Genomic DNA, 19,069 nt, shown 5'->3' with positions numbered 1-19,069 from the left:
ACCGCTAATCCAAACCAGCTCTCACTTCCAGCAGAATCTTCGCCTTCATCCGAGTCCAGAGTTCCCGATGCCCCAACTGCTCACCCCCTTCGGCCAGCTCGACCTGGTCCGTGTTCCCGACCAGCCGAACGACCCGCTGCAGGCGTTCGACGCCGCCGACGAATACCTGCTCGCCCACCTGCATGAGCAGGCGCCCGACGCCGCCACCCGGGTGCTGGTGCTCAACGACAGCTTCGGCGCCCTGGCCGCCAGCCTCGCGCCCCATGTGCAGGTCACCAGCAGCGGCGACTCGCACCTGGGCTTCCTCGGCCTGCAGCGCAACCTGGCGCGTAACGGCCTGGCCGCCGACGCGCTGCGCTTCGTGCCGGCCAATGAAATAGTCGAGGGGCCGTTCGACCGGGTGCTGATCCGCGTGCCCAAGACCCTGGCCCTGATGGAAGAACAGCTGATCCGCCTGCAAGGCCAGTTGGCGCCCGGCGCCACGGTGGTGGCCGCCGGCATGGTCAAGCACCTGCCCCACGCCGCCGGCGACCTGCTGGAGAAATACATCGGCCCGATGCAGGCCTCGCTGGCGGTGAAAAAGGCCCGCCTGCTGGTGGCCACCCAGGCGGACCGACCGCGCGCCCGCTCGCCCTACCCCACTCGCTACCTGCTGGAAAAGCCGCGCATCGAGCTGCTCAACCACGCCAACGTGTTCTGCCGCGAGGGCCTGGACATCGGCACCCGCGCCTTCCTCCCGCACCTGCCCAAGCGCCTGGACGCCACTCGCGTGGCGGACCTGGGCTGCGGCAACGGCGTGCTCGGCATCGCCTACGCCCTGGCCAACCCGGCGGCGCAGTTGACCCTGGTGGACGAGTCCTACATGGCGGTGCAATCGGCTGTGGATAACTGGCGCGCGGCCCTGGGCGAGCGCGCGGTGGAGGTGCGCCCCGGCGATGGCCTGGCCGAGCAGCCGGCGGATTCGCTGGACTTGGTGCTGTGCAACCCGCCCTTCCACCAGCAGCAGGTGGTGGGCGATTTCCTCGCCTGGCGCATGTTCGTGCAGGCGCGCGATGCGCTGGTCACCGGCGGCGAGCTGTGGATAGTCGGCAACCGCCACCTGGGCTACCACGCCAAGCTCAAGCGCCTGTACCGCGGCGTCGAACAGGTCGCCGCCACGCCCAAGTTCGTGATCCTCAAGGCCACCAAATAGAAGCGCGATTCAATCGGGCGCCGATGTAGGTCGGGTGCAACCCGATATCGCCGTCACAGGGATTCGCGGGTTCCACCCGCCCTGCACGAGCCGACCGTCGCGTGGACCCCGCTTCACCGGTCCACCATCGGGGCCAAACCGGGCATCGCTGGTGGATGTAAAAAGCGACATCCACCCTACCGTCCTGCGCTCCCTGGTACCGCAGGGAGTCGCTCAACCGTAGGTCGGATGCAACCCGACATCGCCGTCACAGGGATTCACGGGTTCCACCCGCCCTGCACGAGCCGACCGTCGCGTAGGGTGGACCCCGCTTCATCGGTCCACCAGCGGAGCCGGGCCGGGCATCGCTGGTGGATGTAAAAAGCGACATCCACCCTACCGTCCCGCGCTCCCTGGTACCGCAGGGAGTCGCTCAACCGTAGGTCGGATGCAACCCGACATCGCCGTCATAAGGATCGCGGGTCCACCATCGGAGCCGAGCCGGCATCTTGTCCCGGCTCAGGGCGTGCTCAGCCCCGCCGCATTCATGAACAGCCGCAGCAGGTAGGACACGGCGCCCAGCGCCAGGACGCTGCCGGTCCAGATCGCCAGCAGCCAGCCCAGGCGTTGCCACAGGGGCTTCTTCTCGGGGTTATCCACAGCCATGGTCGCTCTCCTGTCCACTAGTGGTAGCCCTGGTCCGGGGTGACCTTGCCGCGGAACACGTAGTAGCTCCAGGCGGTGTACACGAGGATGAAGGGGATGATGAACAGCGCCCCCACCAGCGCGAAACCCTGGCTCTGCGGCGGCGCGGCGGCCTGCCAGATGCTCAGCGAGCCCGGCACGATGTTCGGCCACAGGCTGATGCCCAGGCCGCTGTAGCCGAGGAAGATGAGGATCAGGGTCAGCACGAAGGGCTTGATGTTGTCGTAGTTCGCCACCGATCGCAGCAGGTAGAAGAAGGTCACCAGCACCAGCAGCGGCACCGGCAGGAACCAGAACAGGTTGGGCAGGCTGAACCAGCGCTGGGCGATCTCGCCATGGGACAGCGGCGTCCAGATGCTGACGATGCCGATCACCGCCAGCAGCACCAGGGCCAGCGGCCGGGCCATGTCGTGCATCTGCTCCTGCAGGCGGCCTTCGGTCTTCATGATCAGCCAGGTGCAGCCGAGCAGCGCATAGGCCGCCACCAGCCCCAGGCCGCTGAAGATCGGGAAGGGTGCCAGCCAGTCCAGGCCACCGCCGGCGAACTGGCGGTTCTCCACCGGGATGCCTTCGATGAAGGCCCCCAGGGCCACGCCCTGGAAGAAGGTCGCCGCCAGGGAGCCGCCGATGAAGGCCTTGTCCCAGATGTGGCGCTTGTGCTCCTTGGCCTTGAAGCGGAACTCGAAGGCCACGCCCCGGAACACCAGGCCGATGAGCATGAACATCAGCGGCAGGTAGAGGGCGCTGAGCACCACCGAGTAGGCCAGCGGGAAGGCCGCGAACAGCCCCGCCCCGCCCAGCACCAGCCAGGTCTCGTTACCGTCCCACACCGGCGCCACGGTGTTCATCATCACGTCGCGCTCGGAGTCGTCCTTGACGAAGGGGAAGAGGATGCCGATGCCCAGGTCGAAACCGTCCATCACCACGTACATCATCACGCCGAAGACGATGATGATTGCCCAGATCAGAGAAAGGTCGATGCCCATGTTCAATTCCTCGCGCCCAGGTCGTCGCCACTGGCGTCATCATCGTCCATGTTCTCGTCGGCGGCCGAGATCGGCCGTGCCGGCGTGCGTTTCTGGCCAGGGCCACCGATGCCCTGCTCCTTGCCTTCATCGGTCTTCGGCCCTTTGCGCACCAGGCGCAGCAGGTAGCTGAAGCCGGCGCCGAACACGGCGAAGTACACCACCACGAACATGATCAGGGTGAGGCTCATCTGCGCGAAGCTGTGGTTCGACGAGGCGTCGGCGGTGCGCATCAGCCCATACACGACCCAGGGCTGGCGGCCGATCTCGGTGGTGAACCAGCCGGCGAGGATGGCGATCAGCCCGGACGGCCCCATCCACAGGCACAGGTAGAGGAACGGCCGCGAAGTGAACAGCCCGCCGCGCCAGCGCAACCACAGGCTCCAGACGCCGGCCAGGATCATCAGCAGACCCAGGGCGACCATGATGCGGAACGACCAGAAGACGATGGTGGAGTTGGGCCGGTCTTCCTTGGGGAAGTCCTTCAGCGCCGGCACCTGTTTGTCCAGGCTGTGGGTGAGGATCAGGCTGCCGAGGTAGGGAATCTCCACCTTGAAGCGGGTTTCCTCGCGCTCCATGTCCGGCCAGCCGAAGAGGATCAGCGGGGTCGCCTCGCCACTGCTGTTGTCCCAGTGCCCTTCCATCGCGGCGATCTTCGCCGGCTGGTGCTTGAGGGTGTTGAGGCCGTGCAGGTCACCGATGAACGCCTGGATCGGCGCCACCAGCAGGGCCATCCACATGGCCATGGAGAGCATCTGGCGGATCGCCGGGTTGTCACGCCCGCGCAGCAGGTGCCAGGCCGCCGAGGAGCCGACGAAGAAGGCCGTGGCGAGGAAGGCCGCGGTGGCCATGTGCGCCAGGCGATAGGGGAAGGACGGGTTGAAGATCACCGCGAACCAGTCGGTGGGGATCACCCGGCCATCGATGATCTCGAAGCCCTGGGGCGTCTGCATCCAGCTGTTGGAGGCGAGGATCCAGAAGGTGGAGATCAGCGTGCCGATGGCCACCATCACCGTGGAGAAGAAGTGCAGGCCCGGCCCGACGCGGTTCCAGCCGAACAGCATCACGCCGAGGAAGCCGGCCTCGAGGAAGAATGCGGTGAGCACCTCGTAGGTCAGCAGCGGCCCGGTGACCGAGCCGGCGAAGTCGGAGAAGGCGCTCCAGTTGGTGCCGAACTGATAGGCCATCACCAGGCCGGACACCACGCCCATGCCGAAGTTGACGGCGAAAATCTTCGACCAGAAGTGATAGAGGTCGCGATAGACCTCCCGGTTGGTCTTCAGCCACAAGCCTTCCAATACCGCCAGGTAACTCGCCAGGCCAATGGTGATGGCCGGAAAGATGATGTGGAAGGAAATGGTGAAGGCGAACTGGATTCGGGCGAGATCAAGAGCCTCCAATCCGAACATTACGGCGTCCTCATAGCTGGTTTCACGGGCACGGCCCTGGGCAGGTCACTCCGGCAATTGGAGCGCTGCTCATGGGAATTCGTTCTTTTTATGTGGAGTTTCAGGGAGATGGCGGCCCAATCGGCCGCAAGCGCAAACCCAAAGGTCGGGCATTGACGCAGATCAATCAGCAGCTAAAGAGTAGCGCTTCGCTTGAAGAAAAATGCTGTGGTCGATTGCCACGCGGCAGGTTGCCGCAGCGAGTGGATAACCCTGGACAAACACGGAGCCGGACCGGAGCTCCGCTACAAGGTCACTGGACAGTCCTGAGCAGCCCGTAACCCACCTGGTGGATGGATGAAGCGTCATCCACCCCACACCCCTGGAAGCCGGTGCACGCCTACGGCCGTGGCGCGTGCCCCGAATCAAGGGCCTTGGGCGTGTCCACGTCCAGCACCACGCCAGGGTCGTCCACCTCCAGCGCCAACCAGGCCTCGCGATGGGCGGCGAGCACCGCACGGGCGCCTTCGTCGCCCTGGAGGTGTTGCAGCTCGGGCCAGAAATCGCGCCCGAAGATCACCGGGTGGCCACGCAGGCCGTGGTGCAGCGGGAACAGGATGTGCTGCGCATCGGCCTGGGCCACCAACTGGCGCAGCGTCGCCTCGGCCAGCCAGGGCATGTCCCCCAGCAGCACCGCCACGGCCCTGCCCCGGGCTGTGGATAACCCGCGCACGCCGGCCGCCAGGCTGTGGCCCATGCCCAGGTCGGCGTCCGCGCAGCGGATTACCGGGCAATCGTCGGGCAGGCCCAGCGCCGCCGGGTCGTCCTCAGGGCGCAGCACCACATGCACCTCATCGAACACCGCCCGCGCCCGCGCCACGCTGGCCGCCAGCAGGGTGCGGCCATCGGCCAGGCGCGCCTGACGCTTGTCGCTGCCGAAGCGGGTACCACGGCCAGCGGCGAGGATCAGGGCGATGACGGGGGGCATGACAACTCCTGGGATCTCACAGAATGGGTGGGAGCGAATTCATTCGCGAAAGGACCGCGCAGCGGTCCCAGCAGCAAACCGATACAGAGCAGCAGCCTGTCGGCTGCCATCGCGAATGAATTCGCTCCTACAGGGTTTCCCCAGCGTTCCGTCCAGGGAATCAAACCCGCTCGCGCGGTATCGCATTGCGCACCCGCAGGATGTCGGCAAGCACCGCCAGGGCGATCTCCGCCGGGGTCTTGCTGCCCAGGTTCAGGCCGATGGGGGCGATGATGCGGTCGATCTCGGTTTCGCTCAGGCCGCCCACGCGGCGCAGGCGCTCCCGGCGCTTGGTGCTGGTGGCCATCGAGCCCATCACGCCGATGTAGAAGGCTTCGGTGCGCACCGCCTCGATCATCGCCAGGTCGTCGATGCGCGGGTCGTGGGTCAGGGCCACCACGGCGGTGTCGGCGTGGCAACCACCGTTGCGGATCACTTCGGAGGGCAGCTCGCGGCGCACCTCGACGCCCGGCAGCTCGACGCCCTCGAGCACCTCCTCGCGGGGGTCGCAGAGCACCACCTCGAAGCCCAGCGGCTGGGCGAATTCGGCGCACACCTGGGCCACCGAGGAATAGCCCGCCAGCAGCAGGCGCTGGGCAGCACCGACGCGCAGGCGGATCACCTGTTCGTTACGCTCCACCCGGGCGCCCTGCTCGCGGTCCTCCAGCAGGGTGCGGGTGCCGCCGTCGATGCGGATCTCCCGCAGCAGCCGGCGCTGGCCGGCCAGGGCGCTTTCCAGCTCGCGCAGGTGCGCCTGCACCTCGCAATCGGCCGGCAGGTTCTCCACCAGCACGTCCAGCACCCCGCCGCAGGGCAGGCTGATCTTCGAACGCTCATCGCTGCCGTCGCCGTAGCGCACCAGCGCCAGCGGCTCGGGGAATGCGCCTTCGGCGACACGTTCGAGGAAGTCATCCTCGACGCAACCACCGGACAACGACCCCACCCACTGCCCCGCCTCGTTGGCGGCCAGCAGCGAGCCCGGCGCACGGGGCGCCGAGCCGTAGGTGGAAAGCACGGTACAGAGCCAGACACGCTGGCCGGCCCTGGACCATTCGAGGGCCTTGCGCACGACGATGAGGTCGAGGTGTTGCATGGTCAGTGAACCTTTTCGCTTCGCAGTTGGGAGACGCTCTCCATACCGATGTCCCCGGGCGATCCTCCCCAGGTCTGGCGCAGGTAGTTGAGCAGATCGCGCATCCGCGCGTCATCAAGATCATGCAGGAAACCCGGCATAGGCTGCATCCGCTCGAAGCCGGTGAACTGTTGTTCGCGGATGCCGTCGTCGATCACCCGCAGCAGGTTGCGCGAATCCTCCTGGCGCAGGGTGGTGTTGCCGGCCATGGCCACCGCCACGTGGGGGATGCCCTGCCCCTCCGCGCCATGGCAGCCGGCGCAGAGGTTCAGGTACTCCTGGCGACCGGCCTGACCGCTGGCGGTGAGCTCGGCCAGCGGGCGGGTGGCGATGGTCGCCGGCGCCGGCGGCTGGTCACCCATGAGGAACACCGCCATGGCCTGGTGATCCACCTCCGGCAGGTATTGCAGGCTGTGGTGCAGCACCGGGTACATCTCGTTGAACACCGAGCCCTGGGCGCTGATGCCGTGCTTGAGGAAGGTCGCCAGGTCGTCGGTGGTCCAGCCACGGGCGGCCAGCGCCTCGGCCTTCAGGCTCGGCGCCAGGTAGCCCAGGAGCACACCGCCTTCCATGCGCTGGTCCTGCTGCAGGGCACCGAGCGCGTTGCGCGGGGTGTGGCATTCGCCGCAGTGGCCGAGGGCTTCCACCAGGTACTGGCCACGCTGCCAGGCCTCGCTCTTGCCTTCCGCCGGCTGCATCTGCACGCGGTTCTTGTAGAGCATGTTCCAGAAGGCCAGGCCGAAGCGCAGGTTGAACGGGAAGGTCAGGCTGGTCTGCGGGCTCGCCTTGGGGATCGGCTCGCGGCTCATCAGGTAGGCGTAGAGGGCATCGGAGTCCTCCCGGGTGATGAGGTGGTAGGAGGTGTAGGGCATCGCCGGGTAGAGCTTGCTGCCATCGGGCTTCTCGCCCTGGGTCAGCGCGCGGTAGAGGTCATCGGCGGTGTAGTGGCCGATGCCGTGCTCCTTGTCCGGGCTGATGTTGGTGCCATAGATGGTGCCGAACGGCGACTCCAGGGGCAGGCCGCCGGCATAGGGGGCGCTGCCCTCGATGCTGTGGCAGGCCACGCAGTCGGCGGCGCGGGAGATGTAGCGGCCGCGCTCGATCAGGGCCTTGTCGGCGGGCGCTTCGGGCGCGGCGGTGGCGGCCAGGGGCAGGAGCAGCCCGGCGGCGATCAGCAGTGCTTTCATCATCAGCCTTCCTTCACCAGACCCAGTTCCTCGACCACATCGCGCGCGGCGTTGTAGTAGCGGACGTAACCGGTGCAACGGCAGATGTGCTTGCCCAGGGCGTTGTCGATCTCACCCTCCAGCTCGCTGCGCTTGATCGGCTGGCGCTGCAGCTTCTCCACCAGCACGGTGGCGGCGTTGACGTAGCCGGGGGTGCAGTAGCTGCACTGGAAGGCGAACTGGTCGACGAACTTCTGCTGGATGGGGTTGAGGCTCTTCACCTCGCCCTTGTCGTCGAGCTGGGCGTGGCCCTCCACCGTGCGCACCTTCTTGCCGGCGAAGAAATGCGCGCCGGTGATGCAGGTGCGGATTTCCTCGCTGGTGCCGTCGGGCTTGTCGAGGATGGCCACGCAGGCGTGGCAGACGCCCTGGCCGCAGCCCAGGCGCGAGCCGGTGAGGTTCAGGTACTCGTGGAGGAAGTCGATCATCATCAGGTCGTCCGCCACCTCGATGGGGCCGACGGCCTGGCCGTTGATGTTCATGCTGAGCGCGCGGTTAGCCATGGAGGGCCTCCTTGATGCGGGCCGGAGTCAGGGGAAGGTCGCGCAGGCGCTTGCCGGTGGCGTGGGCCACGGCGTTCACGATGGCGCCGACCACGGGGATCATCACCACTTCGGCGATGCCCTTGGCCGGGTCGCTGGGCGACAGCGGCGGCAGGATCTCCGCCGTCTGCGACCACACGGCGACGTCCTTCGCCCGGGGCAGCTGGTAGCGGTTGAAGTTCCAGGTGCCCTCGCCCGGGCCCCCTTCGTAGAGCGGCATTTCCTCCATCAGCGCGTGGCCGATGCCCATGGCGATGCCGCCTTCCAGCTGGCCGAGCACCAGCTCGGGGACGATCACCCGGCCGCACTCCATCCAGGAATGGTGGTTGATCACGGTGGCCTGGCCGCTGCCTTTGTTGACCTTGATCTCCACCAGGGTGGCCACCGGGCTGTAGTAGGTGACCATGGCGTTGTTGAGCTGGGTTTCCGGGTAGCTGACCGAGACGCGGTCCAGCAGGTGGTAGCCGTTGCGGGTCATCAGGGCGCGCTTGCCGGCGTCAGCACCGGCGCCGTACTTCACCGCCACCGCATCCAGCGGCAGGCTCTCGCGCACGCCGTTGATCTCGAACTCGGCCGAGGCCCACTTCCAGCGGTTGAAGCCGTGCACGCTGGCACCGGTGACCAGGCCCAGGTCATGGGCCTTCTTCGCCAGCAGCTCGAAGGGGATCGGCGGCATGCCGCCGGCGCTCAGGGCGCCATCCTTCCAGTGGGCGTCTTCGCGGCGCACCACGTAGGGGTTGAGCGAGCCGTTGTACTCGCCACGGCCCCAGATGCTCAGCGCCGCCGGCCACAGGCCGAAGTTGAAGAGGATGCGCGCGGCCTCGCGGGTGGCGTGGCCGGAGTAGTAGGCGGAGTTGGTGGCCGAGGACGGCGACGCCAGCTTGCCCACCCAGCGCGGGTTCTTCAGCGCGGCGTCCTGGTCGGCCTGGCTGATGATGTAGGGGTTGCCGCTGGTGACCAGGCCCAGTTCGTGCCAGTCGGTCTCGCCGGTCTTGATCTCATGGGCCGGCTGGCCCAGGTGGTCGGCGGCCAGCAGCGCCTGGGAGGTGGCCATGCCGGTGCCCATGTCGATGGCCACGTGGCGCAGCAGCACGCGCCCGTCGGCGGTGATCTCCAGGCTCGCCAGGGGCGCCTCGGAGCCGGTGCCGAAGTCCTTCTGGCACATGGCGAAACCGACGCCGTAGAGGTTGTCCGGGTCCTCGGCGTCGAAGCGCTGCTTGCGCTCCGCGCGGGTGCGCCAGATTTCATGCTGGGCGGCCTTCTCGAGAATCTCGTCGAGGCGCAGGGCACCGGCGGGAATCGCACCCTGGGTGTTCTTCATGCCGGTCTTGAACACGTTCTTCTTGCGCAGCTCGATGGCGTCCAGGCCCAGGCGGCCGGCCACCTCGTCCACCATCATCTCGGTGGCGGCCATGGTCTGCAGGGTGCCGTAGCCGCGCATGGAGCCGGCCTCGACGCCGCGCGAATGGTACGCGGTGGCGGCCAGGTCGCTCTGCGGCAGGTAGTAGATGGACTGCGCCGCCGTGGCGCCGACCGCCGCCACCGAGGAGCTGTAGTTGGCGCGGCCGCCGCCGTCGACGTCCATGTGCGCGCGGAAGATCTGGAAGCTGTGGTCCTGCTTGTTCACCGCCAGTTGGTAATGCATGTCGAAGGGGTGGCGCTTGATGCCGCTCTGGAACTGCTCGTAGCGGTCGTTGGCCAGGCGCACCGGCACGCCTTCGCCGTACATCGCGGCGAGCGCGGCGTAGAAGACGAAGATGTTGTTGTCCTTGGAGCCGTAGCCCACGGTGTAGCCCGGGTGCAGGTTGAGCTTGGTCACCTTGAAGCGCGACGGCGCCAGCATGTGCGCGGTCTGTTCGGCCACCTCGAAGGGGCACTGGGTGGCGACCACGAAGTGCAGGGTGCCGCTCTCGGCGTCATACCAGCCGTTGCCGTTGTCGGCTTCCAGGGCCGCCGGTTCGATGGACTGGGTGGTGAAGCGCTCGTCGAACACCAGCCAGTCTTCCGGCGGCGCCTTGAGCTGCTGCTCCATGCGTTCGGCGTAATAGAGGCCCTGCTGGGTCAGGTCGCCGTTGATCTTGGCCTGCTGGCTCCACACCGGTTTGCGCTGGCGGATGATGGGGAACAGCATGCTGTCCTTGAGGCTGGAGAACACGTCCGGCTCGAACGCCGTCTCGCCGCCCACCCGCACGAAGCGGAAGCTGCCGTAAGGGTCGGTCTGGTACAGCTCGGCCTTGGCGCCGTAGCGCACCACCTTCTCGTTGAACTTGAGGATGTTCTTGGCCCGGCGGTAGCGGTCGAAGTCGGTCCAGATGGCCATCGCCACCGGGTGGCCGATGAACATCGGCACCTGGCCTTCCGGCAGGAAGGGATCGAGGTTGTGGCCTTCGGGGAAGCCGATGCCGTCACGGGCGAGGTCCGCCGCGGTGACCAGGCGATCGGGCTGCAGCTCGTCGCCGAGCATGGACAGGTCGAGTCCGGCGTAGAGCTGGTCGGCGCGGGTCGCCTTGATCAGCAGCGCATGGCCCTGGCGCTGGGGCCAGCCGGGCATGTCCTGGGCGCGAATGTCACGGGCGAACACCTTGGCCCCGCAGGCCTTGGAAACGCCGTCGATGCGCGCTCGCGCCTGGCCGCCGGGCGTGTACCAGGGCTGCGGCGAGGCGGTGACCTTGTCCTCGAACAATGCAGCAAAGGCCTTGCTGCCCAGTGGTGCCAGCGTGATGCCGATACCTGCGATGACACTGCCCTGCAAGAAGGCGCGTCGGGATAACTCACGGTTGGACATACCCGATCCTTGGGGCGCGATCTGTGCCGGCCCCTGTTTCCTGTGCGTAGTAATCCGTCGGCCCCGAGGCTCGGGGTCGATGAGAATGGTCGAGAGGGTTTCTGACTCGAAGGTCAGATTCTAATGGAACCGAATCGGCAGACAAGAAAAAATTGGCCGCTCGGTCAGAATAAATTCCTGGCACGAAGGTGCACGCCTCGGGTGCCGGGGCGTCGCGCCGATTCTCGGCGCCGGGGCAAGGTGCTAATCTGCGCATCCGATAGCCTCCTAAGCATTTTCCCGACCTATGTCCCAGGCCCTCTTGCTGCGTCACCACCGCCCGTTCATGGCGTTCTGGTTCGCTCGCGTGTGCACCGCCAGCGGCTTCCAGATGCTCACCGTGGCCATCGGCTGGCACATCTACGCACTCACCGGCAACGTGCTCGACCTGGGCCTGGTGGGCCTGGCGGAATTCCTCCCGCGCGTGCTGTTCATGCTCCATACCGGGCACGTGGCCGACCGCTACGACCGCCGCCACGTGGCCGCGCTGTGCCAGACGGTCCAGGGGCTGATCGCCGTCGCGCTGGTACTGGGCAGCGCCACCGACAACATCAGCCGCGAGATGATCTTCCTCCTCGCCTTCGCCCTCGGCGCGGCACGCTCCTTCGAGATGCCGGCGACCCAGGCGCTGCTGCCCAACATCGTCCCGACGGAGCTGTTCCCACGCGCCGTGGCCGCGGCGGCCTCGGCGATGCAGGCGGCGACCATCGTCGCGCCGGCGGTGGGCGGCCTGCTCTACGCCTTCGGCAGCCTCTGGGTGTATGGCCCGGTGGCGGTGCTCTACGCCATCGCCTGCTGCCTGATGCTGAGCCTGTCCAGCCGCCAGCAGGTGCTGCGCAAGGAGCGCGCCTCCCTGGACTCGCTGCTGGCCGGCATCCGCTTCATCCGCAGCCGCCGCGACATCCTCGGCGCCATCTCCCTCGATCTGTTCGCCGTGCTCCTCGGCGGCGCTACCGCGCTGCTGCCGGTGTTCGCCAAGGACATCCTGCTCACCGGGCCCTGGGGCCTCGGCCTGCTGCGCTCGGCACCGGCGGTGGGCGCGCTGGCCATGTCGTTCTGGCTGGCGCACTTCCCCATCGAACGCCAGGTGGGGCGCATCATGTTCACCGCCGTGGGCGTGTTCGGCGTGGCCACCATCGCCTTCGGCCTGTCCACCTCGTTCTGGTTCTCCCTCGCGGTGCTCGCAGTGCTGGGCGCAGCGGACATGATCAGTATGGTCATCCGTGGCGCTTTCGTGCAGTTGCACACGCCGGACGAGATGCGCGGTAGGGTCAGCGCCGTCAACGGCCTGTTCATCGGCGCCTCCAACCAGCTCGGCGAGTTCGAGTCCGGCGTCACCGCCGCCTGGTTCGGCACCGTGCCGGCGGTGGTCATGGGCGGGGTCGGCACCCTGCTCATCACCGGCCTGTGGATAAGGCTCTTCCCCACCCTGGCCAACCGCGACCGCCTGCACGGCGGCGATTGATCAGAGCAGTTTGTCGGGGGTGATCGGCAGGTCGCGGATGCGCTTGCCGGTGGCGTGCCAGATGGCGTTGGCCACCGCCGCCGCGACCCCGACTATGCCGATCTCGCCAACGCCCTTGGAGCCCAGGGCGTTGACCACCTCGTCCTCTTCCTCGACGAAGATCACCTCGATCTCATCGATGTCCGCGTGCACCGGGATGTGATACTCGGCCAGGTTGTGGTTCATGTGCCGGCCCAGCGCATGGTCGGTCTGGGTCTCCTCCTGCAGGGCCATGCCGATGCCCCAGACCACGCCGCCGAGAATCTGGCTGCGCGCCATCTTCGGGTTGACCACGCGACCGGCGGCGATGGCGCTGACCACCCGGCTGACCCGCACCACGCCCAGCGCCTCGTCCACCCGCACCTCGACGAAGACCGCCGAGTGGCTGGCCGTGGAATAGGCCTCGCGCTTGTCGTCCGGCTTGGCGTCCACCCGGGCTTCCAGGGCCGCGCCGCCAGCGGCACGGACGATCTCGCCATAGCCCAGCGCCAGCTCCGGCGCGCCGATGACCCGCAGCTCGCCGTCGACGAACTCCACCTGCTCCCGCGTCAGCCCCTCGAAGGGCGAGTCCTCCAGCGCCACGGCGGTCTTCAGCAGCCGGTCCTGCAGCGCCACACAGGCCTGCTGCACCGCGCTGCCCACCGAGGAGACGGTGAAGGAACCGCCCTGCAGCGGCGCCTTCGGCAGGTGCGAGTCGCCCAGGCTGAAGGTCACCCGCGCCATGTCCAGCCCCAGGCTGGCGGCGGCGATCTGGGTCATCACCGTGTAGGTGCCGGTGCCGATATCGGTGGTGGCGCTGCTCAGGTGCAGGTGGCCGTCGCCATCGATCACCGCGCGGGCGCTGGCCGGGCTCTGCATGGCCTCCCACACGCCGGTGGCCATGCCCCAGCCGAGTAGCTCGTGGCCCTCGCGCATGCTGCGCGGCTGCGGGTCACGCGCCGCCCAGCCGAAGCGCTCGGCACCCTGGGCGTAGCACTCGCGCAGGGCCTTGCTGGAGAAGGGCTTGCCCTCGTTCTGGTTGCGCTCGGCGTAGTTGGTCAGGCGCAGCTGCAGCGGGTCGATGGCCACGGCGGCGGCCATCTCGTCCATGGCGCACTCCAGGGCGAAGACCCCGAGGGTGGCGCCGGGGGCGCGCATGTCCAGCGGCGTGTAGACGTCCAGCGGCACCAGGCGGTAGCCCAGTTCGACGTTGTCGCACTGGTAAAGCATCCCGGACCACTCCACCACGTGCTCGGTGAAGTCCTCGAAGCGCGAGGTCTGCCCCACCGCCTCGTGGCGCAGGGCGCGCAGCTCGCCATTGGCAGCGGCGCCCAGGCTCAGGCGCTGCAGGGTGCGCGGGCGATAGCCGAAGCTGAACATCTGCTGCCGGGTCAGGGTCACCCGTACCGAGCGCTGCAGCTTGAGCGCCGCCATCACCGCCAGCACCAGTTGGTACTGCGGGCGCAAGCCGGAACCGAAGGCCCCACCAACGAAGGGCGCCATCACCCGCACCTGGCCCGGCTCCAGGCCGAACACCCGCTCGATGTACTGCTGGCTGTTCTGCGTGCCCTGGGTCTTGTCGTAGACCAGCAGCGCGCCGTCAGGCTGCATGACCACCGTGGCGGCGTGGGGCTCCATGGGGTTGTGCTGCTCGATGGGCGAGCTGTAGCTCACGTCGATGCGCAGGGCCGCGCCGGCCAGGGCGCCGGCGCAATCGCCCCGGGGCTCGGGCAGCGACGCCGGGGCCAGGTGGGCGTCGTCGAGGGCGGCCAGCAGGTCGGTCTGGTGCGGCTCGGCCTGGTATTCCACCGTCACCAGGCGCGCGGCGTGGCGCGCCTGCTCCAGGGTCTCGGCCACCACCAGTGCCACCGGCTGGCTGCTATAGAGGATGCGATCGTTGTACAGCGGGCGGAACGGCGAGCCGTCGGCGGCGTCGGCGTCCTCGTAGGGTTCGTCATAACTGGCGATGGGCGGGCGGTTGGCGTGGGTCAGCACCAGCTGCACACCGGGCACCGCCTCGGCCGCGCGGCTGTCGATGGCGAGGATGCGCCCACGGGGGATGCCGGCGTTAACCACCCAGCCATGCAACAGGCCGGGCACGGCGAAGTCGGCAGCGTAGCGGGCGCGGCCGGTGACCTTGTCACGGCCGTCCACCCGGTCATGGGCCTTGCCCAGTGGCGATGCGCTCATGCCCGGGGCCCTCCCTTGGCGGCGTCGGCCAGGGCGCGGACCACCGCGCGGCGGGCCAGCTCCACCTTGAAGGTGTTGCGCCCCAGGCCCTCGGCCCCCTGCAGCAGCAGGTCGGCGGCGACACGGAAGGCCGCCGGTGTGCACGGGCGCCCCACCAGTGCCGCCTCGGCGTCCGGCAGGCGCCAGGGTTTGTGCGCCACACCGCCCAGGGCGATGCGCGCCTCGGCCACGGTGCCCTGCTCCACGCGCAGCGCCGCCGCCACCGAAACCAGGGCGAAGGCGTAGGATGCGCGGTCGCGGATCTTCAGGTAGGCGCTGTGGCGGGCGAAAGGCGACGGCGGCAGCTCGACCTCGGTGATCAGCTCGTCCGCCGCCAACAGGTTGTCGCGCTGCGGTTCGTCGCCGGGCAGGCGGTGGAAGTCGGCGAAAGCGATCACCCGGGTGCCGCCGGGGCCGGCGACGTGCACCTTGGCCTCCAGCGCCGCCAGGGCCACGCACATGTCGGAAGGGTGGGTGGCCACGCAGTGTTCGCTGGCGCCGAGTATCGCGTGGTTGCGGTTGAGCCCCGCCCGCGCCGGGCAGCCGCTGCCGGGCTCGCGCTTGTTGCAGGGCGTGGCCACGTCATAGAAGTACTGGCAGCGGGTACGCTGCAGCAGGTTGCCGCCGACCGTGGCCATGTTGCGCAACTGCGGCGAAGCCCCGGCCAGCAGCGCCTCGGCCAGCAACGGGAAATGGCTCTGCACGCGCGGGTGCCAGGCCAGGTCGGCGTTGCTCACCAGGGCGCCGATGCGCAGCCCGCCGTCCTCGCCGACCAGCACGCCGTGCAACGGCAGCGCGGTGATGTCGATCAGCCGTTCGGGGCGCTCGACGTTCTCCTTCATCAGGTCCACCAGGTTAGTGCCCCCGGCGATGAAGCGCGCGTGGGGGCCGGCCAGCTTCAGGGCCTGGTCCAGTTCCTCGGGGCGTTCGTAGCTGAAGGGCATCATGCGGCGTCCCCCTTGGCGGCGCCCTGGCAGGCGGGCAGCGCCTCTTCGATGGCGTCGAGGATGTTGGCGTAGGCGCCGCAGCGGCACAGGTTGCCGCTCATCTGCTCGCGGATGCCGTCACGGTCGTGGGCGTGGTTCTCGCTGGCCAGGGCCACCGCCGAGCACAGCTGCCCCGGTGTGCAGTAGCCGCACTGGAAGGCGTCGTGGCGGATGAACGCGGCCTGCATGGGGTGCAACTCGCCGTTGCGTTCCAGGCCTTCCACCGTGGTGATCTCGGCGCCGTCCTGCATCACCGCCAGGGCCAGGCAGGCATTGATCCGCACGCCATTGCGCAGCACGGTGCAAGCGCCGCACTGGCCGTGGTCGCAGCCCTTCTTGGTGCCCACCAGGTCGAGGCGCTCGCGCAGCAGGTCGAGCAGGGTGGTCCAGGGCTCCACCTGCAGCCGATGGGGTTCGCCGTTGATGACCAGTTGGATCGGATGGCCGACGGCGGTTTGGCCACGGCGCAGGCTGGGTAGGGAACTCATGTTGACCTCAGGCTCGTCTCGTCCGGCCCCGAAGGGCGGTGCGCGGGTGTGGATACCCGCATCTTTCTGGTGGACTGGCCGGTCTTCGCCGAGGTTCAGGGTTTCTGCCCGGGCGGGCCGCACGACGAAACCCGAGCTGCCCGTCTGGTCATAAATTCACCGCCCCCAGGGGAGCTGGTATGATGCGCGCCTTTTTTGCCGGGCTGGCAGAAACGGCGCCCAACCGCAGGCGCTGTGCTTGACTGCTATCCAGTCCGGGCCAACAGACGCGAAGACGTCACGGGGAGCGAAAATGCTGGAAAAACTGTTCCAACTCAAAGCGCACGACACCAACGTACGCACCGAGGTCCTGGCGGGCCTGACCACCTTCCTGACGATGGCCTACATCCTCTTCGTCAACCCGGCCATCCTCGGTGAAACCGGCATGGACAAAGGCGCGGTGTTCGTCGCCACCTGCCTGGCCGCCGCCATCGGCTCCACCGTCATGGGCCTGATTGCCAACTACCCCATCGCCCTCGCCCCCGGCATGGGCCTGAACGCCTTCTTCACCTACACCGTGGTGCTGCACATGGGCCACACCTGGCAGGTGGCCCTGGGCGCGGTGTTCATCTCGGCGTGCATGTTCTTCGTGCTGTCGATCTTCCGCATCCGTGAATGGATCATCAACAGCATCCCCCTGGAGCTGCGCTCGGCCATCGCCGCCGGCATCGGCCTGTTCCTGGCGCTGATCGCCCTGCAGAAGGCCGGCATCGTCGCCGCCCACCCGGTGACCATGGTCACCCTGGGCGACCTGACCAAGCCGGAGCCGATCCTCGCCGTGCTCGGCTTCTTCCTGATCATCGCCCTGGAAGCCCGCAAGGTGACCGGCGCCGTGCTGATCGGCATCCTCGCCGTCACCCTCGCCGGCATCGGCCTGGGCGTTTCCAAGTTCGGTGGCATCGTCTCCATGCCGCCGTCCCTGGCGCCCACCTTCCTGCAGCTGGACATCAAGGGTGCGCTGGAAATCGGCCTGGTCAGCGTGATCTTCGCCTTCCTCTTCGTCGACCTGTTCGACAACTCCGGCACCCTCATCGCCGTGGCCAAGAAGGCCGGCCTGATGCGCGCCGACGGCCACATGCCGAAGATGGGCCGCGCCCTGATCGCGGACTCCACCGCCGCCATGGGCGGGTCGCTGCTGGGCACCTCGACCACCACCAGCTACATCGAATCCGCCGCCGGCGTCAGCGCCGGTGGCCGCACCGGCCTCACCGCCGTCGTGGTCGCCGTGCTGTTCCTCCTGGCCCTGTTCCTCTCGCCCCTGGCCGGCAGCGTGCCCGCCTTCGCCACCGCGCCGGCGCTGTTCTTCGTCGCCGTGCTGATGGCCTCGGGCCTGGCCGAAATCGAGTGGAGCGACCTGACCACCGCCGCCCCGGTGCTGATCACCGCCCTGGCCATGCCCTTCACCTACTCCATCGCCGACGGCATCGCCTTCGGCTTCATCGCCTGGGCCGCCATCAAGACCCTGGCCGGCCGCTACAGCGAGCTGAGCCCGGCGCTGGTGATCCTCGCCGTGCTGTTCGTGATCAAGATGGGGTTCTTCCACTGATGAGCCGCCCGCAGTTCGATCCCACAGGCTACGCCGCGCAGCTCGCCGACAAGGCCGAGCGCCTGAAGGCACTGCTGGCGCCCTTCGACGCACCGCAACCGGACGTCTTCGACTCGCCCCGCGAGCATTACCGCCTGCGCGCCGAGTTCCGCCTGTGGCGCGAGACCGGCAGTGAGACCCGTCACTACGCCATGTTCGAAGCCGGGGACAAGTTCACCCCCGTGCTGATCGAGGACTTCCCCATCGCCAGCCGCCGCATCAACGAGCTGATGCCGCGCCTGAAGGCCGGCTGGCAGGCGAGCCAGGTGCTGTCGTTCAAGCTGTTCCAGGTGGAGTTCCTCACCACCCTGTCCGGCGACGCGCTGATCACCCTCTGCTACCACCGCCCCCTGGACGATGCCTGGAAGGCCGAGGCCGAGAAGCTCGCCGCCGACCTGGGCGTGAGCCTGGTGGGCCGCTCCAAGGGCAAGCGCATCGTCATCGGTCGCGACTACGTGGAAGAAGAGCTGACCGTCGCCGGCCGCGCCTTCCGCTACCGCCAGCCCGAAGGCGCCTTCACCCAGCCCAACGGCGAGGTGTGCCAGAAGATGCTGGCCTGGGCCTTCGAAGCCATGGGCGAGCGCAGCGACGACCTGCTGGAGCTGTACTGCGGCAACGGCAACTTCACCCTGCCCCTGGCCACCCGCGCGCGCAAGGCGCTGGCCACCGAGATCAGCAAGACCTCGGTCAACGCCGCCCTGGCCAACCTCGCCGACAACGGCGTGGACAACGTCACCCTGGTGCGCCTCTCCGCCGAAGAGCTGACCGAAGCCCTCAACGAAGTGCGCCCCTTCCGCCGCCTCGCCGGCATCGACCTCAAGGCCTACGAGTTCGGCACCGTGTTCGTCGACCCGCCCCGCGCCGGCATGGACCCGGACACCTGCGAGCTGACCCGCCGCTTCGAGCGCATCCTCTACATCTCCTGCAACCCGGAGACCCTGGCCGCCAACATCGCCCAGTTGCACGACACCCACCGCATCGAGCGCTGCGCCCTGTTCGACCAGTTCCCCTACACCCACCATATGGAATCGGGTGTGTTGCTGGTGCGTCGCTGACTCCGGCCAGGAGCCAACGCGCGGACATGACCGCTGTGTAGGGTGGAGGTCGCTTTTTACCTCCACCAAGGCGGAGGTGAGGCGCGCTCGGAAACGAACTGGGCACCGAGCTGACCGAAGGAAAACGGTGGGCTGAAGCGGAGCGCCGCCCGGCCCACCCTACG

The 19,069-nt window shown here is 68.1% G+C and carries 15 protein-coding genes; 4 read left to right on the top strand and 11 right to left on the bottom strand.

What is annotated here, in order from left to right:
• Positions 1 to 67: 67 nt before the first annotated feature.
• Positions 68 to 1,192, top strand: coding sequence for a methyltransferase (locus tag ACXI0U_RS01620; protein WP_479549635.1), 1,125 nt, complete (start codon positions 68 to 70; stop codon positions 1,190 to 1,192).
• A gap of 498 nt (positions 1,193 to 1,690) precedes the next feature.
• Here ACXI0U_RS01620 and ACXI0U_RS01615 read toward each other — a convergent pair whose 3' ends face one another.
• The 8 genes from ACXI0U_RS01615 to ACXI0U_RS01580 all read right to left on the bottom strand — a co-directional run bounded on the left by ACXI0U_RS01615 (position 1,691) and on the right by ACXI0U_RS01580 (position 11,001).
• On the bottom strand, positions 1,691 to 1,837 hold the full coding sequence (locus ACXI0U_RS01615; RefSeq protein WP_021218806.1) for a DUF2474 domain-containing protein: 147 nt from the start codon (positions 1,835 to 1,837) through the stop codon (positions 1,691 to 1,693).
• 17 nt (positions 1,838 to 1,854) lie between these two features.
• Entirely contained in the window at positions 1,855 to 2,862 is a 1,008-nt protein-coding gene (gene cydB / locus ACXI0U_RS01610) for a cytochrome d ubiquinol oxidase subunit II (protein WP_184492091.1), read from the bottom strand.
• A 2-nt stretch (positions 2,863 to 2,864) separates the two neighbouring features.
• Positions 2,865 to 4,310 (bottom strand): cytochrome ubiquinol oxidase subunit I, encoded by a 1,446-nt coding sequence (locus ACXI0U_RS01605; protein WP_021218808.1) that lies wholly within the window; start codon positions 4,308 to 4,310, stop codon positions 2,865 to 2,867.
• A gap of 379 nt (positions 4,311 to 4,689) precedes the next feature.
• Positions 4,690 to 5,277: a nucleotidyltransferase family protein gene (locus ACXI0U_RS01600; protein ID WP_479549634.1), complete on the bottom strand. Its 588-nt coding sequence runs from the start codon at positions 5,275 to 5,277 to the stop codon at positions 4,690 to 4,692.
• A 160-nt stretch (positions 5,278 to 5,437) separates the two neighbouring features.
• A complete protein-coding gene (locus ACXI0U_RS01595) occupies positions 5,438 to 6,409 on the bottom strand; it encodes an XdhC family protein (protein WP_021218810.1) in 972 nt (323 codons plus the stop codon).
• A gap of 2 nt (positions 6,410 to 6,411) precedes the next feature.
• Positions 6,412 to 7,635: a cytochrome c gene (locus tag ACXI0U_RS01590; RefSeq protein WP_316925505.1), complete on the bottom strand. Its 1,224-nt coding sequence runs from the start codon at positions 7,633 to 7,635 to the stop codon at positions 6,412 to 6,414.
• A 2-nt stretch (positions 7,636 to 7,637) separates the two neighbouring features.
• Positions 7,638 to 8,177, bottom strand: coding sequence for a (2Fe-2S)-binding protein (locus tag ACXI0U_RS01585; protein ID WP_021218812.1), 540 nt, complete (start codon positions 8,175 to 8,177; stop codon positions 7,638 to 7,640).
• The gene (locus tag ACXI0U_RS01580; RefSeq protein WP_479549633.1) at positions 8,170 to 11,001 is read right to left on the bottom strand and encodes a xanthine dehydrogenase family protein molybdopterin-binding subunit; all 2,832 of its coding nucleotides are present in this window, start codon (positions 10,999 to 11,001) and stop codon (positions 8,170 to 8,172) included. The genes ACXI0U_RS01585 and ACXI0U_RS01580 overlap by 8 nt, the downstream gene beginning before the upstream one ends.
• Before the next feature lie 286 nt (positions 11,002 to 11,287).
• Here ACXI0U_RS01580 and ACXI0U_RS01575 point away from each other — a divergent pair, with 286 nt between their 5' ends.
• Entirely contained in the window at positions 11,288 to 12,505 is a 1,218-nt protein-coding gene (locus tag ACXI0U_RS01575; protein WP_479549632.1) for an MFS transporter, read from the top strand.
• On the opposite strand, the gene ACXI0U_RS01570 is transcribed toward ACXI0U_RS01575, so the two are convergent.
• Genes ACXI0U_RS01570 through ACXI0U_RS01560 form a run of 3 tightly spaced genes read right to left on the bottom strand, consistent with a single transcriptional unit; the run spans position 12,506 to position 16,226 of the window.
• Positions 12,506 to 14,713: a xanthine dehydrogenase family protein molybdopterin-binding subunit gene (locus ACXI0U_RS01570; RefSeq protein ID WP_479549631.1), complete on the bottom strand. Its 2,208-nt coding sequence runs from the start codon at positions 14,711 to 14,713 to the stop codon at positions 12,506 to 12,508. It lies immediately after the preceding gene.
• On the bottom strand, positions 14,710 to 15,699 hold the full coding sequence (locus ACXI0U_RS01565) for an FAD binding domain-containing protein (RefSeq protein ID WP_374979868.1): 990 nt from the start codon (positions 15,697 to 15,699) through the stop codon (positions 14,710 to 14,712). Before ACXI0U_RS01565 ends, ACXI0U_RS01570 begins: the two co-directional genes overlap by 4 nt.
• Positions 15,696 to 16,226, bottom strand: coding sequence for a (2Fe-2S)-binding protein (locus ACXI0U_RS01560; RefSeq protein WP_374979867.1), 531 nt, complete (start codon positions 16,224 to 16,226; stop codon positions 15,696 to 15,698). Before ACXI0U_RS01560 ends, ACXI0U_RS01565 begins: the two co-directional genes overlap by 4 nt.
• 292 nt (positions 16,227 to 16,518) lie before the next feature.
• Here ACXI0U_RS01560 and ACXI0U_RS01555 point away from each other — a divergent pair, with 292 nt between their 5' ends.
• Together ACXI0U_RS01555 and trmA are read left to right on the top strand one after the other, a co-directional pair.
• Positions 16,519 to 17,811 (top strand): NCS2 family permease, encoded by a 1,293-nt coding sequence (locus ACXI0U_RS01555; protein WP_021218818.1) that lies wholly within the window; start codon positions 16,519 to 16,521, stop codon positions 17,809 to 17,811.
• Positions 17,811 to 18,905 carry a tRNA (uridine(54)-C5)-methyltransferase TrmA gene (gene trmA, locus ACXI0U_RS01550; RefSeq protein ID WP_111259671.1) on the top strand — a complete coding sequence of 365 codons (1,095 nt, stop codon included), beginning with the start codon at positions 17,811 to 17,813 and terminating at the stop codon, positions 18,903 to 18,905. Before ACXI0U_RS01555 ends, trmA begins: the two co-directional genes overlap by 1 nt.
• Positions 18,906 to 19,069: the final 164 nt, after the last annotated feature.

It is taken from the genome of Pseudomonas sp. C9D1 (assembly GCF_056491235.1).
Note: the sequence above shows the minus strand (reverse complement) of the source record. Positions and strands in the feature narration are given on the sequence as shown.

What these genes read in the sequence shown, in the direction of transcription:
- ACXI0U_RS01620 (WP_479549635.1), top strand. Translation starts at nt 68, where the DNA reads ATGCCCCAACTGCTCACCCCCTTCGGCCAGCTCGACCTGGTCCGTGTT.
- ACXI0U_RS01615 (WP_021218806.1), bottom strand. Translation starts at nt 1,837, where the DNA reads ATGGCTGTGGATAACCCCGAGAAGAAGCCCCTGTGGCAACGCCTGGGC.
- cydB (WP_184492091.1), bottom strand. Translation starts at nt 2,862, where the DNA reads ATGGGCATCGACCTTTCTCTGATCTGGGCAATCATCATCGTCTTCGGC.
- ACXI0U_RS01605 (WP_021218808.1), bottom strand. Translation starts at nt 4,310, where the DNA reads ATGTTCGGATTGGAGGCTCTTGATCTCGCCCGAATCCAGTTCGCCTTC.
- ACXI0U_RS01600 (WP_479549634.1), bottom strand. Translation starts at nt 5,277, where the DNA reads ATGCCCCCCGTCATCGCCCTGATCCTCGCCGCTGGCCGTGGTACCCGC.
- ACXI0U_RS01595 (WP_021218810.1), bottom strand. Translation starts at nt 6,409, where the DNA reads ATGCAACACCTCGACCTCATCGTCGTGCGCAAGGCCCTCGAATGGTCC.
- ACXI0U_RS01590 (WP_316925505.1), bottom strand. Translation starts at nt 7,635, where the DNA reads ATGAAAGCACTGCTGATCGCCGCCGGGCTGCTCCTGCCCCTGGCCGCC.
- ACXI0U_RS01585 (WP_021218812.1), bottom strand. Translation starts at nt 8,177, where the DNA reads ATGGCTAACCGCGCGCTCAGCATGAACATCAACGGCCAGGCCGTCGGC.
- ACXI0U_RS01580 (WP_479549633.1), bottom strand. Translation starts at nt 11,001, where the DNA reads ATGTCCAACCGTGAGTTATCCCGACGCGCCTTCTTGCAGGGCAGTGTC.
- ACXI0U_RS01575 (WP_479549632.1), top strand. Translation starts at nt 11,288, where the DNA reads ATGTCCCAGGCCCTCTTGCTGCGTCACCACCGCCCGTTCATGGCGTTC.
- ACXI0U_RS01570 (WP_479549631.1), bottom strand. Translation starts at nt 14,713, where the DNA reads ATGAGCGCATCGCCACTGGGCAAGGCCCATGACCGGGTGGACGGCCGT.
- ACXI0U_RS01565 (WP_374979868.1), bottom strand. Translation starts at nt 15,699, where the DNA reads ATGATGCCCTTCAGCTACGAACGCCCCGAGGAACTGGACCAGGCCCTG.
- ACXI0U_RS01560 (WP_374979867.1), bottom strand. Translation starts at nt 16,226, where the DNA reads ATGAGTTCCCTACCCAGCCTGCGCCGTGGCCAAACCGCCGTCGGCCAT.
- ACXI0U_RS01555 (WP_021218818.1), top strand. Translation starts at nt 16,519, where the DNA reads ATGCTGGAAAAACTGTTCCAACTCAAAGCGCACGACACCAACGTACGC.
- trmA (WP_111259671.1), top strand. Translation starts at nt 17,811, where the DNA reads ATGAGCCGCCCGCAGTTCGATCCCACAGGCTACGCCGCGCAGCTCGCC.